Annotated in this window: 9 protein-coding genes, 2 tRNA genes and 3 rRNA genes; 3 read left to right on the forward strand and 11 right to left on the reverse strand. The window is 42.9% G+C overall.

What is annotated here, in order from left to right; all coding sequences use genetic code 11:
• Positions 1-8: 8 nt before the first annotated feature.
• The 7 genes from birA to SJ2017_RS20395 all read right to left on the reverse strand — a co-directional run bounded on the left by birA (position 9) and on the right by SJ2017_RS20395 (position 7,882).
• Complete coding sequence (birA, locus tag SJ2017_RS20365) at positions 9-971, reverse strand: bifunctional biotin--[acetyl-CoA-carboxylase] ligase/biotin operon repressor BirA (RefSeq protein WP_080917163.1); 963 nt, start codon at positions 969-971, stop codon at positions 9-11.
• A complete protein-coding gene (gene murB / locus SJ2017_RS20370) occupies positions 971-1,984 on the reverse strand; it encodes a UDP-N-acetylmuramate dehydrogenase (protein WP_156003396.1) in 1,014 nt (337 codons plus the stop codon). Before murB ends, birA begins: the two co-directional genes overlap by 1 nt.
• Before the next feature lie 579 nt (positions 1,985-2,563).
• Positions 2,564-2,679, reverse strand: a 5S ribosomal RNA gene (gene rrf, locus SJ2017_RS20375).
• A gap of 159 nt (positions 2,680-2,838) precedes the next feature.
• Positions 2,839-5,730, reverse strand: a 23S ribosomal RNA gene (locus SJ2017_RS20380).
• Between the two features lie 319 nt (positions 5,731-6,049).
• A tRNA-Ala gene (locus SJ2017_RS20385) sits at positions 6,050-6,125 on the reverse strand.
• Between the two features lie 64 nt (positions 6,126-6,189).
• A tRNA-Ile gene (locus SJ2017_RS20390) sits at positions 6,190-6,266 on the reverse strand.
• A gap of 73 nt (positions 6,267-6,339) precedes the next feature.
• Positions 6,340-7,882: ribosomal RNA gene (locus SJ2017_RS20395) — 16S ribosomal RNA — on the reverse strand.
• Together the 16S, 23S and 5S rRNA genes with 2 tRNA genes alongside form the textbook arrangement of a ribosomal RNA operon.
• Before the next feature lie 674 nt (positions 7,883-8,556).
• Between SJ2017_RS20395 and SJ2017_RS20400 the strand changes: the two genes are divergently transcribed.
• Positions 8,557-9,012 carry an RNA recognition motif domain-containing protein gene (locus SJ2017_RS20400; protein ID WP_055024226.1) on the forward strand — a complete coding sequence of 152 codons (456 nt, stop codon included), beginning with the start codon at positions 8,557-8,559 and terminating at the stop codon, positions 9,010-9,012.
• 8 nt (positions 9,013-9,020) lie between these two features.
• Here SJ2017_RS20400 and murI read toward each other — a convergent pair whose 3' ends face one another.
• The gene (gene murI / locus SJ2017_RS20405; protein WP_156003398.1) at positions 9,021-9,809 is read right to left on the reverse strand and encodes a glutamate racemase; all 789 of its coding nucleotides are present in this window, start codon (positions 9,807-9,809) and stop codon (positions 9,021-9,023) included.
• A 142-nt stretch (positions 9,810-9,951) separates the two neighbouring features.
• Between murI and trmA the strand changes: the two genes are divergently transcribed.
• Positions 9,952-11,049 (forward strand): tRNA (uridine(54)-C5)-methyltransferase TrmA, encoded by a 1,098-nt coding sequence (trmA, locus tag SJ2017_RS20410; protein WP_065110546.1) that lies wholly within the window; start codon positions 9,952-9,954, stop codon positions 11,047-11,049.
• A gap of 66 nt (positions 11,050-11,115) precedes the next feature.
• Here trmA and fabR read toward each other — a convergent pair whose 3' ends face one another.
• Positions 11,116-11,730: an HTH-type transcriptional repressor FabR gene (gene fabR / locus SJ2017_RS20415; protein WP_080917167.1), complete on the reverse strand. Its 615-nt coding sequence runs from the start codon at positions 11,728-11,730 to the stop codon at positions 11,116-11,118.
• A gap of 144 nt (positions 11,731-11,874) precedes the next feature.
• Between fabR and SJ2017_RS20420 the strand changes: the two genes are divergently transcribed.
• Positions 11,875-12,978, forward strand: coding sequence for an acyl-CoA desaturase (locus tag SJ2017_RS20420; RefSeq protein WP_080917169.1), 1,104 nt, complete (start codon positions 11,875-11,877; stop codon positions 12,976-12,978).
• A 130-nt stretch (positions 12,979-13,108) separates the two neighbouring features.
• Here the strand turns inward: SJ2017_RS20420 and SJ2017_RS20425 are convergent, their stop codons facing one another.
• Together SJ2017_RS20425 and SJ2017_RS20430 are read right to left on the reverse strand one after the other, a co-directional pair.
• Positions 13,109-14,974 (reverse strand): MFS transporter, encoded by a 1,866-nt coding sequence (locus SJ2017_RS20425; RefSeq protein ID WP_080917170.1) that lies wholly within the window; start codon positions 14,972-14,974, stop codon positions 13,109-13,111.
• The gene (locus SJ2017_RS20430; protein ID WP_080917172.1) at positions 14,968-15,588 is read right to left on the reverse strand and encodes a TetR/AcrR family transcriptional regulator; all 621 of its coding nucleotides are present in this window, start codon (positions 15,586-15,588) and stop codon (positions 14,968-14,970) included. Before SJ2017_RS20430 ends, SJ2017_RS20425 begins: the two co-directional genes overlap by 7 nt.
• Positions 15,589-15,647 lie beyond the last annotated feature (59 nt).

Genomic DNA, 15,647 nt, shown 5'->3' on the forward strand with positions numbered 1-15,647 from the left:
CTCGTAGATTATAGCGTACCGCGTAGGCTAATCTCTCCACCTATATAGGCGGTTTGAACGCCATCGGTTTCCAAAATAACGCCACCTTGCGAGTCAATCCCTTTGCAAACACCTACAATTGACTTAGGTGACATGACCAACTCAATTTCTTTGTCGTAAAACAGATCATATTGTTGCCAGAGCGGAATAAACTCCGTTAAACCAAATACTTCAAACTTTGCTAGGTCTAACTTTAATTGTTTATGGAGTGCTAGGAGTAGGTTAGTTTTATCGGGCATTGTATCCAGAGAAGATAAATCACTCCAAGGCTGATCTATTTTTTCAGCCTGTTGAGCCGGCATACTCATATTAATACCAAAGCCAATGACCAAATTACATTCGTCCATAGACTGACCAGATAGCTCAATCAATATACCTGCTAGTTTTTTATTGTCTTTGTAGATATCATTTGGCCACTTCAATCCAAGGCCTTCAACACCAAATGTTCTTAGCGTTGATACAATAGAACACGCAATAACTAAGCTTAACCCCATTGCGGCATTCATTCCCTGGTTTATGCGCCAATAGAGTGACCCGTAAACATGTTGACCATAAGGTGACACCCATTGACGTCCCCTACGCCCCCTGCCTGCAGACTGATATTCCGCGATGCAAATATCACCACTATCTAGTTCATCAGAGTGCTGTAGTAAGAAAGCATTGGTACTGGCTATTTCATCAAAAAAGAAACACCTATCTTCAATCCCGTTTATAAGTAAGGATTCATCAAACAAAGGCAGAGCTTTCGATAACTTGTAACCCTTACCTTTTACGCTGTATATATCAATCCCGTAATCAGCTAACTGCGCTATGTGATTATTCACTGCAGTCCTGGATATTCCGACTTTTTGTGCAATCATTTCCCCAGAAGTATAACGACAATGATCCAGCAACTTAATGATTTGCTTCTTTTTGCTCCAATGCTCTGTCATTACAATTCCACCTCTCCGTGTGAACCTATTATTCTTGGTTCTGGCTCCAGTTTGATACCAAACTTATTATAAACAGTGTCAATAACATGATGCGCCAGTTTTCGTACATCGTCACCAGTTGCTTGATTAATATTAACTATCACCAACGCTTGCTTATTATGGACTGCCGCGCCGCCCAAGATATACCCTTTGAGGCCAGCTTCATCTATAAGCCAACCTGCAGCAACTTTAATACGCCCATCAGCTTGTGCATACCCGACCAAATCAGAAAACTTTTTCAATAAACTGATGTATTGCTCTGCTTCGATAATTGGGTTCTTAAAAAAGCTGCCAACGTTACCAAGTTTACAGGGATCAGGTAACTTGCTTGTGCGTACAGCACATACAGTCTCATAGATCTCTTTAGCACTCACTGTCTGAGTATTTAAGTGGTTAAGTGGTCCATAACTTAGATTTGCTTGCCAGTTTTTTGGGATTGCTAATTTAACTGACGTAATGACTGCAATCTCTTTTAATTGTTTTTTGAAAATTGAATCACGGTAATCAAACTTACACTCAGAACCTGCAAGTGTATGCTCGCTAAAAGTATCAGTATTAAGGTAAGTGACTTCATTACAAAACTGGTTTATTTCAACTCCATATGCACCAATATTCTGAATTGGAGCAGCGCCCACTGAACCAGGAATCAATGCTAAATTTTCTAACCCGAAATAGCCCTCATCCAAAGTAAACTGAACAAGTTCATGCCAATTTTCGCCTGCCTGCACAGTTAAATAGACATTTTCATTATCTTCGGTAATAACAATGCCTTTATTGATCAGCTTAATAATCATCCCTTCATAATCGCAGGTAAAAACGATATTGCTACCACCACCTATGATCATATACGGAGCGCCCATTTCTTTTGCTTGTTTTATATATCGAATGAGATCCGAAACAGAGTTTGCCTCAACAAGCATTAGGGAATTTTGATTCAAAGACAGGGTATTTAAAGGCTTTAAGCTTGCGGACATATAAATGACTTGTACTAATAATGGTGATGTGAATATTGTACCCTGTGAACATTCATATGACTAATCGTAAGAAAGCCAAAATAGTTAACGCCTAATAAGCCACTAATAGCCTGTTTATCAATACTGAATCTGAGGGGGCAATGAAAGAAATGAACTGTTTTTATTAGTGACACTTCCAAACAGTCGACATAAAGTCTTTTAAGCAAAATTAACCTACAAAACTGTGACATAAATAATTGGATATCCACATTCAATCAAGAGAAATTAATTACTTAGCAATAACGCATTTTCATGTAGGCATATCGTCCACACTATCTTTCAAAATACTCAGCTCATTTATCATTTAGACATAAAAAACCATTGAGTTAGTCACTGGCTATCTGCTCTCTTAAAATGAGAAATTAGGCGCTTGGCAGTGACCAACATTTACATGGGCATATCAATCACACTATCAGCAGTTGATGAGTCTAAAATTGAGCTTTAGCTTAGTTCCTGAACATGTTTATCTTAAATTACAGACACAAAAAAGCCCGTTACGTGAGTAACGGGCTATCTGCTCTCTTAAAAGAGAAATTAGGCGCTTGGCGATGACCTACTTTCACATGGGGAGACCCCACACTATCATCGGCGCGATTGCGTTTCACTACTGAGTTCGGGATGGGATCAGGTGGTACCACAATGCTATTGTCACCAAGCAAATTCGGTGTTAATCGCTTATCGCAATTAACTAAATTCGGAAAGCCGTTTGAGTTTTCTACTTTATTAAGCGCTTTAAATTCTTCACTAAGTCTTACCATCACAGTAAGTAATAAATCTAGTTACCATCAACTCAGATAAAAACTCATCTGGGTTGTATGGTTAAGCCTCACGAGTCATTAGTACAGGTTAGCTCAACGCCTCACAACGCTTACACACCCTGCCTATCAACGTCCTAGTCTCGAACGGCTCTTTAGAGGAATTAAATTCCTAGGGATGACTCATCTTAGGACTCGCTTCCCGCTTAGATGCTTTCAGCGGTTATCGATTCCGAACGTAGCTACCGGGCAATGCTATTGGCATAACAACCCGAACACCAGCGGTTCGTCCACTCCGGTCCTCTCGTACTAGGAGCAGCTTCCTTCAATCATCCAACGCCCACGGCAGATAGGGACCGAACTGTCTCACGACGTTCTGAACCCAGCTCGCGTACCACTTTAAATGGCGAACAGCCATACCCTTGGGACCGACTTCAGCCCCAGGATGTGATGAGCCGACATCGAGGTGCCAAACACCGCCGTCGATATGAACTCTTGGGCGGTATCAGCCTGTTATCCCCGGAGTACCTTTTATCCGTTGAGCGATGGCCCTTCCATACAGAACCACCGGATCACTATGACCTACTTTCGTACCTGCTCGACGTGTATGTCTCGCAGTTAAGCTGGCTTATGCCATTGCACTAACCGTACGATGTCCGACCGTACTTAGCCAACCTTCGTGCTCCTCCGTTACTCTTTGGGAGGAGACCGCCCCAGTCAAACTACCCACCAGGCACTGTCCCGAACCCCGATTAGGGGCCGCGGTTAGAACATCAAAACTACAAGGGTGGTATTTCAAGATTGACTCCACTCCATCTAGCGATTGAGCTTCAAAGTCTCCCACCTATCCTACACATGTAGGTTCAATGTTCAGTGCCAAGCTATAGTAAAGGTTCACGGGGTCTTTCCGTCTAGCCGCGGGTATACGGCATCTTCACCGCAATTTCAACTTCACTGAGTCTCGGCTGGAGACAGCGTGGCCATCATTACGCCATTCGTGCAGGTCGGAACTTACCCGACAAGGAATTTCGCTACCTTAGGACCGTTATAGTTACGGCCGCCGTTTACTTGGGCTTCGATCATGAGCTTCTCCGAAGATAACCCAATCAATTAACCTTCAAGCACCGGGCAGGCGTCATACCGTATACGTCATCTTGCGATTTTGCACAGTACTGTGTTTTTGATAAACAGTTGCAGCCACCTGGTATCTGCGACTCCCAACAGCTTAGAGAGCAAGTCTCATCACCGTCAGGAGCGTACCTTCTCCCGAAGTTACGGTACCATTTTGCCTAGTTCCTTCAGCCGAGTTCTCTCAAGCGCCTTGGTATTCTCTACCCGACCACCTGTGTCGGTTTGGGGTACGATTCCTACTAACCTGAAGCTTAGAAGATTTTCCTGGAAGCATGGCATCAACTACTTCATCACCTTAGTGACTCGTCATCAGCTCTCAGCCTAATGTTCACCCGGATTTGCCTAAGTGAACAGCCTACAACCTTAAACGCGGACAACCAACGCCGCGCTAGCCTAGCCTTCTCCGTCTCTCCATCGCAGTTAGCAAAAGTACAGGAATATTGACCTGTTTCCCATCGACTACGCCTTTCAGCCTCGCCTTAGGGGTCGACTCACCCTGCCCCGATTAACGTTGGACAGGAACCCTTGGTCTTTCGGCGTGGGGGTTTTTCACCCCCATTATCGTTACTCATGTCAGCATTCGCACTTCTGATACGTCCAGTGTGGGTTACCCCTTCACCTTCAACCGCTTACAGAACGCTCCTCTACCGCTTGCTCCTAAGAGCAAACCCATAGCTTCGGTGTATTGCTTAGCCCCGTTAAATCTTCCGCGCAGGCCGACTCGACTAGTGAGCTATTACGCTTTCTTTAAATGATGGCTGCTTCTAAGCCAACATCCTAGCTGTCTAAGCCTTCCCACATCGTTTCCCACTTAGCAATAACTTTGGGACCTTAGCTGATGGTCTGGGTTGTTTCCCTTTTGACGACGGACGTTAGCACCCGCCGTCTGTCTCCCGAGTAGTACTCACTGGTATTCGGAGTTTGCAAAGGGTTGGTAAGTCGGGATGACCCCCTAGCCTTAACAGTGCTCTACCCCCAGTGGTATTCGCTCGAGGCGCTACCTAAATAGCTTTCGAGGAGAACCAGATATCTCCGAGTTTGATTGGCCTTTCACCCCCAGCCACAAGTCATCCGCTAATTTTTCAACATTAGTCGGTTCGGTCCTCCAGTTGATGTTACTCAACCTTCAACCTGCCCATGGCTAGATCACTCGGTTTCGGGTCTACGCCTTGCAACTAAACGCGCAGTTAACACTCGGTTTCCCTACGGCTCCGCTATTCGCTTAACCTCGCTACAAAACGTAAGTCGCTGACCCATTATACAAAAGGTACGCAGTCACGGTCTCAAGAACCGCTCCCACTGCTTGTACGTATACGGTTTCAGGTTCTATTTCACTCCCCTCACAGGGGTTCTTTTCGCCTTTCCCTCACGGTACTGGTTCACTATCGGTCAGTCAGGAGTATTTAGCCTTGGAGGATGGTCCCCCCATATTCAAACAGGATGTCACGTGTCCCGCCTTACTCGATTTCATCTATGGTTAGTTTTCGTGTACGGGGCTGTCACCCTGTGCCGCTGTGCTTTCCAACACATTCCACTAACACCCCATAGACTTAAGGGCTAATCCCCGTTCGCTCGCCGCTACTAGGGGAATCTCGGTTGATTTCTTTTCCTTCGGGTACTTAGATGTTTCAGTTCCCCGAGTTCGCCTCATACAGCTATGTATTCACTGTATGATGACCACTTATGTGGCCGGGTTTCCCCATTCGGACATCGTTAGCTCAAATGCTTGTTACTAGCTCGCCAACGCTTTTCGCAAGTTACTACGTCCTTCATCGCCTCTGACTGCCAAGGCATCCACCGTATACGCTTAGTCACTTAACCATACAACCCAAATAAGTTTCAAAGAAACTTAAGTTGTACCGTAACTAGCTGGTTTATTACATAATTTGCATGTGAATTAACACTACACAAATTCGCCTTAGTTTTAGAATATTCAAGACACTTAATAAAGTGTTTTGAGAACTCAATGTATTACTAAAAAGGGATTAACTTCTCAGTAATACGATTTGTAATTAATACAACGACAGACATCATCGTATTAAATACTATCAGCTTTCCAAATTGTTAAAGAGCGGGCTTAAAAAAGCCAAAGATAAAACTGTCGTTTTATCTTTGGCGTCTCTATCCATGAGCAAGTAAATGGTGGAGCTATGCGGGATCGAACCGCAGACCTCCTGCGTGCAAGGCAGGCGCTCTCCCAGCTGAGCTATAGCCCCATTTACATGCAGTCAAACAAATTTACGTTAATACAAAATCTTGTTTAGGAGAAAACAAAGATTTTGGTGGGTCAGAGTGGACTTGAACCACCGACCTCACCCTTATCAGGGGTGCGCTCTAACCAGCTGAGCTACAGACCCAACGTAATTTGCTCTTACTTTCTATCAAGTAATCTGTGTGAACACTCAACAAACATTAAGTTAGTCGTATAGGTAAGGAGGTGATCCAGCCCCAGGTTCCCCTAGGGCTACCTTGTTACGACTTCACCCCAGTCATGAACCACACCGTGGTAAACGTCCTCCCGAAGGTTAGACTATCTACTTCTGGTGCAGCCCACTCCCATGGTGTGACGGGCGGTGTGTACAAGGCCCGGGAACGTATTCACCGTAGCATTCTGATCTACGATTACTAGCGATTCCGACTTCATGGAGTCGAGTTGCAGACTCCAATCCGGACTACGACGAGCTTTATGAGATTAGCTAGACCTTGCGGCTTTGCAACCCTCTGTACTCGCCATTGTAGCACGTGTGTAGCCCTACTCGTAAGGGCCATGATGACTTGACGTCGTCCCCACCTTCCTCCGGTTTATCACCGGCAGTCTCCCTAGAGTTCCCGCCATTACGCGCTGGCAAATAAGGATAGGGGTTGCGCTCGTTGCGGGACTTAACCCAACATTTCACAACACGAGCTGACGACAGCCATGCAGCACCTGTCTCAGAGTTCCCGAAGGCACCAATCCATCTCTGGAAAGTTCTCTGGATGTCAAGAGTAGGTAAGGTTCTTCGCGTTGCATCGAATTAAACCACATGCTCCACCGCTTGTGCGGGCCCCCGTCAATTCATTTGAGTTTTAACCTTGCGGCCGTACTCCCCAGGCGGTCTACTTAATGCGTTAGCTTGGGAGCCCAGTGCTCAAGGCACCAAACTCCGAGTAGACATCGTTTACGGCGTGGACTACCAGGGTATCTAATCCTGTTTGCTCCCCACGCTTTCGTACATGAGCGTCAGTCTTTGTCCAGGGGGCCGCCTTCGCCACCGGTATTCCTTCAGATCTCTACGCATTTCACCGCTACACCTGAAATTCTACCCCCCTCTACAAGACTCTAGTTCACCAGTTCCAAATGCAATTCCCAGGTTGAGCCCGGGGATTTCACATCTGGCTTAATGAACCGCCTGCGTACGCTTTACGCCCAGTAATTCCGATTAACGCTTGGACCCCTCGTATTACCGCGGCTGCTGGCACGAAGTTAGCCGGTCCTTCTTCTGTAGGTAACGTCACAGTAACAACGTATTAAGCTGCTACCTTTCCTCCCTACTGAAAGTGCTTTACAACCCGAAGGCCTTCTTCACACACGCGGCATGGCTGCATCAGGGTTTCCCCCATTGTGCAATATTCCCCACTGCTGCCTCCCGTAGGAGTCTGGGCCGTGTCTCAGTCCCAGTGTGGCTGATCATCCTCTCAGAACAGCTAGGGATCGTCGCCTTGGTAAGCCATTACCTTACCAACTAGCTAATCCCACCTAGGTTCATCCAATCGCGAAAGGCCCGAAGGTCCCCTCCTTTCCCCCGTAGGGCGTATGCGGTATTAGCAGTCGTTTCCAACTGTTATCCCCCTCGACTGGGCAGATCCCTAGGCATTACTCACCCGTCCGCCGCTCGTCAGCAAAGTAGCAAGCTACTTTCTGTTACCGCTCGACTTGCATGTGTTAGGCCTGCCGCCAGCGTTCAATCTGAGCCACGATCAAACTCTTCAATTAAAGTTTTTTTGAGACTAGGTCTCGGCTCAATGAATTCTGATTACATTATGCAGACTCGGAAGAATCTACATCCTGTTTGTTACATATTGCTATGAACACTCATCACTTACGTGATTCAGAAAATATTGATAATAATTTTGATTGCTGCATTCTTTACGAGAAAGAGTGAGCAATTTCGATTAACTCAACACCTGTGAGTGTCCACACAGATTACTTGATAAATTGTTAAAGAGCGTTAGCGCATCTCGGTAAGCCCGAGTGGCTAGGGATGCGTATTTTACGCAATTCCCGTATCGCGTCAAGTGATTTTTAAACTAATTTAAAAACTCTTTTCAGCGTCACTTTTCAGTGAACTGATTTGGCGTGTACACCATGCTATTGCGTGGTTTGCCGTGTCAGTGGATGCGCATTATAGGGAGATTATGAAACCGTGCAAGGGCTTTTTGCAAATTTTAAGATCGAATGAGGATCTTTTGTGCAGATCGTTTTATTTTTAACTATTATGACTGTTTTTATAGCAGTTTTATTCTATTTCCCTGACTTGTTATGAACTAATTATCGTGTTTTAAGGTCATTTTTTCGTCAGAGTATGGTGAAAGCGCTAATAATTCATTACCATAGCTATGCTTTTTAACAGTTATTTATCATTTTTCATTTTTATTAGAGATAAACTTATGCAGAAGTCATTTGTTATTACCTTAGTTACAGCGCTCATTGGCGCAGTTATCATTTATGCTCTATCTAGTAATGTTCAACTTGTTATATCTTTTATTGCAGGTGCAATGTTAGCTAGTCTTATTTTTACTTTCGTTCCTACTTCAACCGCAGCGGCTTCAAATGAGCCTTATGTTGGCCCAACTATGACACTGTATGTGGGTAACTTGCCATACCGTGTACATGAAGGTGAAGTGAAGAGTCTTTTCGGGGAGTATGGTCCTGTCAATTCAGTACGCTTAGTGAGAGATAGAAAAACAGGTCGCCGTAAAGGTTTTGGTTTCGTTGAGATGTCAGAAGCCGGTGCTAAAAAGGCGATGAACAAACTAAATGATTACAGTTTCCAAGAACGTACTTTAAAAGTAAGAGAAGCTAAATCACAAGAATCAGATCCAGCGGATCAAAATAAAGATTAGTTATATCGTTAGCTGGCTATGGAAAGACACTCAAGTTGTGTAAAGCCATAGTCAGTTAATGTCTGTTTTAGCCCATCCCCAATCTCAGCTGTATACCCAGCTTTTAAAATCACATCACAATTCTGACTCTTACTTTGACTACCTATCAAAAACAACACTCGTGTAGCAATCGCACTACCTGAATCAAGTAGTAATATTTTAGCACCTAAAACTTGTGCTATTTCTTGGCGTAAAAACGGAAAATGAGTGCAACCCAACACCACGGTATCGATAGATGAGTTTTGGATAGGCTGTAAAATCTGTTCAATTTTCTTTATATCAACACATTTTCGTCCCGCTTTGTCTTCTGCTATTAATACTAATTCAGAAGAGCCAATTAAATCTACTTGGCAACCACCCGCAAATTCAGTGATCAATTCTTGGGTATAGGCTCTATTGACAGTGCCTGGTGTAGCAAGCAATGCAATATGCTGGCTTGTGGTTTGTTGTGCTGCTGGTTTTATTGCTGGCACGACACCAACAACTGGAATGCTAAGTTGTTTTCTTAGTTCAGGTAACACTAAGGTACTTGCACTATTACAGGCCACAACAACTATCGAAGCGTTTAACTGTTTTGCTTGTGTAACAACTAACTTAACGCAGCCATCAATTAACTCTTGTTCACTTAAATCTCCATATGGCAAACGAGCATTATCAAATAAGTAATAGATATCATGCTGAGACAATTTTTTATGAACATGTTCAAACACAGATAAGCCACCTATGCCTGAATCGAAAATGAGTATGGGACCGCCCAAGTTAATCTCCATTGAATGGGGTTAATAAGTGAAATTCATCGATTTCTGTTGTTAATATTCTAAGACTTCGCCGTTCTACTGGACATCAACGGTGTGTAGTATAATATTTGCGCCCTTATTTTACAGCATATGGTGGAACAAAATGAATTTAGCAGCAATGGATCCTAAGAACTATGATGCGCAACTCGAACAAAAACGTGTCAAGCTTGAAGCTGCGTTTGCTGAGTTTACTCCGCCAAGTTTAGAAGTTTTTGGATCTGAGCCAGCTCACTACCGTATGCGAGCGGAATTTCGAGTCTGGCATGATGGTGACGACTTATACTATTACATGTTTGACAAAGCATTGAATGAAAAAGTTCGTTGCGAGCAATACTTACCCGCTGGAGCGCTTATCAATGAGATGATGACAGCATTGATGGAAGAACTTCGTCCAAACCATGCACTTCGCTTTAAATTATTCCAAGTCGATTTTTTATCTACTCTTAGTGGCGAGATCTTAGTCTCACTTCTTTATCATCGTCAATTGAATGATGAATGGCGAGAAGAAGCTGAACTCATGAAGCAGCGTCTATCTAAAAAATTTAATGTGAATTTTATCGGCCGTGCCCGCAAACAAAAAATTGATTTAGATAAAGATTTCGTGGTTGAGTCCTTAACTGTCAATGGTAAAGAATTACAGTATAAACAAATTGAAAATAGCTTTACTCAACCTAATGCTAAAGTGTCAGTTAAAATGCTTGAATGGGCTATTTCAACGACTCAAAATAGTACGGGTGATTTATTAGAGCTTTATTGTGGTAATGGCAATTTTTCAATTGCGTTAGCGCAAAACTTTGAACGTGTATTAGCAACTGAGCTAGCAAAGCCTTCTGTGGACGCTGCGCAATATAACATTGCTATAAATGATGTCGATAACCTTCAAATTATCAGAATGTCAGCTGAAGATTTTAGTGATGCAATGGCTAAAAAACGTCGCTATCGTCGTTTAGAAGGTATCGATTTAGACAGTTATAACTGTAATACCATATTTGTTGACCCACCGCGTGCAGGTATTGACGACAATACGCTTAGCTTAATGCAAAACTATGACCGAATTTTGTATATTTCGTGCAACCCTGACACGTTGAAAGCAAACTTAACCAAACTGAGTGAAACACATAAAATCACTCGATTTGCACTGTTCGACCAATTCCCATATACCGATCATATGGAATCAGGTGTACTTTTAGAGCGTAAATAATCACACTGCAATAAAAAGGCGATGCTGTGTAAACAGCATCGCCTTTTTATTGCCTGACAGCTTAATTTATTTAGTTTCTACTTTATGCTGTAGCGCTTCAGCACCTTTAGCAACCATGCGTAATTGTAAAACCAAATGATCCGCTAATACTTTTCTATCAGCTCGTTTCATATCTAATGCCGATGCGCCAGCATTAAACACTAAGGTCACTAAGGCTTCAGCTTGAACTCTCGCTAACATAGGTGTTCTACCAGCGGTAGCTTCAGTGTAATGAGACAACTCCGAAATAAAGTGCTCAATCTCTCTCGCAACAGCAGCACGAAATGCCGCAGAAGTCCCTGAACGTTCATGCAAAAGAATACGAAAAACATTGGGATTTGATTCTAGCACTTCAATGAAAGTATCAACTGATATACGAATAACACTGCCACCTGCTTCGGCACGCTGGCGACCTTTACGCATCATTTGTCGCAATGTCAGACCACCTTCATCGACCATGGTTAAACCGAGTTCATTCATGTCTTTAAAGTGACGGTAAAAAGAAGTTGGCGCTATGCCAGCCTCTCTTGCAACCTCACGTAAACTTAAGTTTGAAAAGCTACGCTCAGCACTGAGTTGATTAAAAGCGGCATCTACCAATGCACGACGGGTTTTTTCTTTCTGTAATGCTCTTACACCCATGTAAAGATCCATTTAGTAAATGATAGTGCACAGATAATACCGTTTTTAACAAAGAAACACAGCCCCATAAGGGTTGACCATATATTGAGGGTAAGTTAAATTAGCGTACAACTGTACGCCCAATAAGATTTTTGGATTATCTTAATGAAAAAACCACCGATTATTTGGTTAAACACATCACTATTTGCACTCACGCTATTAGGCGCTATTACTTTGGTTCCATGGCGTGGCATGATCCATGGATTTGAGGCCATCGAATGGATAGCATTTGTCGTGCTTGCTTTTGCAAGTGGCTTATCGATTACTGCGGGGTATCATCGCCTTTGGTCCCATAAAGCTTATAAAGCACATCCTGTTATGCGATTCTTATTTGCGTTGGGCGGAGCTCTTGCACTACAAAATAGTGCGCTGCATTGGTCTTCAGATCATCGAGTTCATCATAAGCACGTCGATAACAACGATAAAGATCCTTACTCTGCTAAAAAGGGGTTTTGGTACAGCCATATTGGTTGGATGCTACGCGAGTACCAAGCTAGTCGCTACCATGACTACAACAATGTTCGTGATTTACAAAAAGATGCCATTGTTATGTGGCAGCACAAACATTACTTATCATTGGTTGTCATAATGAATATTGGCCTGCCTGCATTTTTAGGCTGGTTAAATGGTGACATTATTTCAATGGTATTAATGGCAGGATTACTTCGCTTGGTTGTCGTACATCACTGTACTTTCTTTATTAACTCACTGGCTCACATTTGGGGCAGTCAGCCATATACCAATAAAAATACGGCTCGAGATAATGGTGTTATCGCATTATTAACCTATGGCGAGGGTTATCATAACTTCCATCATATTTTCGAAAATGATTACCGTAATGGCATTAAATGGTGGCATTACGACCCAACAAAATGGCTCATTAAGTCGATGCAATGGGTTGGCCTTGCAAGTGATTTAAGAGTGGTTCCTCAAGAACGAATAGAAAGTGCCAAATTACAAATGCAATTACTTAGAGCACAGGACAAAGTGGCGCATTTACCTAACTGTGACGAGATCATTGCTAATTTCCAAGCTGAATATGAACTCATGAAGCAGCACTTGATGGAATACTATCAAGCTAAAAAGAGTTTACTAGAAGCCAAGCGCAAAGAATTGAGCGTCCAGCAGCTAAACCTGCAAGTTGAAGAGTTAAAAGCACGCCTGTTAGCTCAAAAGAAAAACTGGAAAAGCTTAACCGCTGCATATTAACGTTAGTAATTATCAATATTGTGAAACGGCTACCTTACTCGGTAGCCGTTTTTTGTTTCGCCAGAATGAATGTCACAACACACATTCAGCACTCTGCCATGAGCATATACATTATCGGGTCATTGACCCTTTATGACTTGCGCTCAAACAACTCACTTACCTGCTGATGCAAACCATGGCGACCTAATTCAACTCCATTTACAGTCTCACCAATGTTGACTTCAACTCTTGACCAGAAACGCTTTGGTCTCGTCGTTAAAGCATGACCACCTTTATGGCTAAAGTATGATCCCCATAAGCCTTTTAACGCCATTGGTGTGACGGATACAGGGTCGGCAGCTAGGATTCTTTCAATACCAGGTCTAAACTCAGCAATATCGCCATCGGCGGATAATCGACCTTCAGGAAAAATACACACAAGCTCTTCGTTATTTAGCGCTTGATGAATGTGTTCAAATGCCTGCTCATAGGTCTTTTCACATTGTTTTGGCGAACAAATCGGAATAACACCAGCATGACGGAACAAATACTTTAAAAGTGGTATTTCACTAATAGACTTATCCATAACAAAACGCATCGGTCGCGTTGAAGATCCCATAATAATCAGTGCATCAACGTAACTCACATGGTTACACACAATAACACCTGCTCCCTGAGCTGGAATATGTTCACGGCCAGTTACGTTAACTCGGTACATGACATGGCTAAGAATATAGCTCACGAAGCGTTGAGCAAACTCAGGCACCTGTGAATAAACATACAAAGCCACCACAGTATTCAAGGCTGCAAGTAATAAGAATAGCTGTGGAATGCTCCATTCTAAGAGCCCAAGCAATACGATGGATAACACCGCTGCAGTTACCATGAAAAAGGCATTAACAATATTATTTGCTGCTATAGCTTGTGCACACTCGCCTTTTTCTGCTCTAGACTGAATAAAGGCATATAACGGAACAATGAACAGTCCACCACTTAGGCCCACCATAAATAAGTCAGCCATGACTCTATAATGCTGGGATGCAGCAATAAAAGTGCTAAAGCTATACACGGTACTCAAATCAACCGGCGCTGGCGGTATAGCAAAAATTAAATCCACACCAAATACCGTTAACCCCAACACGCCAAATGGAATGACGCCCAATTCAACATGACCATAAGAAACTCGCTCACAAATCCACGAGCCTACCGCAATGCCAATTGAAAATAACGCCAGTAATAGCGATACCACTGTCGCATCAGCATGAAGGTGTAACTTGGCAAAATTAGGAAATTGAGTCAGATAAGTTGCACCTAAAAACCAAAACCAACTGATGGCCAAAATTGCCATCCAAATACTTGGGGTTTGACGCACTTTAGCAATACTGCGCCAAGTACCAGAAAGTGGCGTAAAGCGAATTTTTTCAATCTTGCCTTGAGGTGGTAAAGCTGGAATTGCTCGACTTGATAGATAACCAATTGCAGCAAGAGTGACAACGGTTGCAGAAGCGGCTACTAAGCTATTATCACTCGCAACAATTAACCCTGCAGATAACGTCCCCACAAGAATTGAAATAAATGTCCCCATCTCAACCCAAGCATTACCAGTAACAAGTTCATTTTCTTTTAGCGTTTGTGGCAATAAAGAATATTTAACAGGGCCAAAATACGCAGACTGCGTGCCCATTAAAAACAGGAGTAATAACATCACCAAATAGCTTTGAGACAGAATAGCGACCGCAGCACATGACATGATAATAAACTCAATCAACTTTAATCGTCGTATGAGCATGGCTTTATCAACATTATCAGCCACCATACCTGCGTGGGCTGAAAACAAAAAGAAAGGTAAGATAAAAACACCCGCCGCCAGATTTACAAACATATTAACGCTAATGGGTAATTCGTTAACTTGGCTATAAGTCACCAATAGCAACAGCACATTTTTATAAATGTTGTCATTCAGTGCCCCAAGACACTGAGTAACAAAATAGGGAAAGAATCGTCTAGTGATTAACATGCTGCATCCTTGTTTTTTGTCATTCCTAAAATGTAGCCTTGTACATGACTACTGAGCATTGCTGGTAATTCGGTTTCAGTGGTAAATAACTTTCCATCAATCGCTAAGCAAGTTAATCCATGAATCCCCCCCCATAACACTCGGCTCATTAATGTAATTTGTTGTTCTGACGCTTTTCCAAAAACATGTTTTAACTGCTGCGAAATCAATCCAAATAATGAATCAATAGCGTGCTGATGACTAGATGACAATGACACATTGTCTGGCGCTGAAATTTCAAACACGAGCTTAAAGCCAGCCTTATGTTCAAAAGCAAATTGGCAATATCCATGTGCCATGGCTTCTATGATATTGATAGGTTCATCTTGAGAGCAGTCAACATCAAGATCGGCTAGGTGTTGGTATAAGTTCACCAAAACTCGCTCAGAAACACGTAAGAGTAATTGTTGATATGACCCATAGATATTAATTAAGGTACTAGGTGCATAGCCTATTTGACTGGCCACTTTGCGAAGTGACAAACCATCAAGCGAAGCTGCTTGTAAGTATTCCATGACTGCAACTATGGCCATCTCATTAATTTCTTCATGAGTATGTTCCTTCCTTCGCGCCATCATAATCCCTATTGTAATTAACTAATGTGGTTAAACTAACAACAAACAAAATAAAAAAC

Origin of the sequence: Shewanella japonica (assembly GCF_002075795.1) — a bacterium.
Taxonomy (GTDB): Bacteria; Pseudomonadota; Gammaproteobacteria; order Enterobacterales; family Shewanellaceae; genus Shewanella; species Shewanella japonica.

What these genes read in the sequence shown, in the direction of transcription:
- SJ2017_RS20420 (WP_080917169.1), top strand. Translation starts at nt 11,875, where the DNA reads ATGAAAAAACCACCGATTATTTGGTTAAACACATCACTATTTGCACTC.
- SJ2017_RS20430 (WP_080917172.1), bottom strand. Translation starts at nt 15,588, where the DNA reads ATGGCGCGAAGGAAGGAACATACTCATGAAGAAATTAATGAGATGGCC.
- SJ2017_RS20425 (WP_080917170.1), bottom strand. Translation starts at nt 14,974, where the DNA reads ATGTTAATCACTAGACGATTCTTTCCCTATTTTGTTACTCAGTGTCTT.
- SJ2017_RS20400 (WP_055024226.1), top strand. Translation starts at nt 8,557, where the DNA reads ATGCAGAAGTCATTTGTTATTACCTTAGTTACAGCGCTCATTGGCGCA.
- murB (WP_156003396.1), bottom strand. Translation starts at nt 1,984, where the DNA reads ATGTCCGCAAGCTTAAAGCCTTTAAATACCCTGTCTTTGAATCAAAAT.
- fabR (WP_080917167.1), bottom strand. Translation starts at nt 11,730, where the DNA reads ATGGGTGTAAGAGCATTACAGAAAGAAAAAACCCGTCGTGCATTGGTA.
- birA (WP_080917163.1), bottom strand. Translation starts at nt 971, where the DNA reads ATGACAGAGCATTGGAGCAAAAAGAAGCAAATCATTAAGTTGCTGGAT.
- trmA (WP_065110546.1), top strand. Translation starts at nt 9,952, where the DNA reads ATGAATTTAGCAGCAATGGATCCTAAGAACTATGATGCGCAACTCGAA.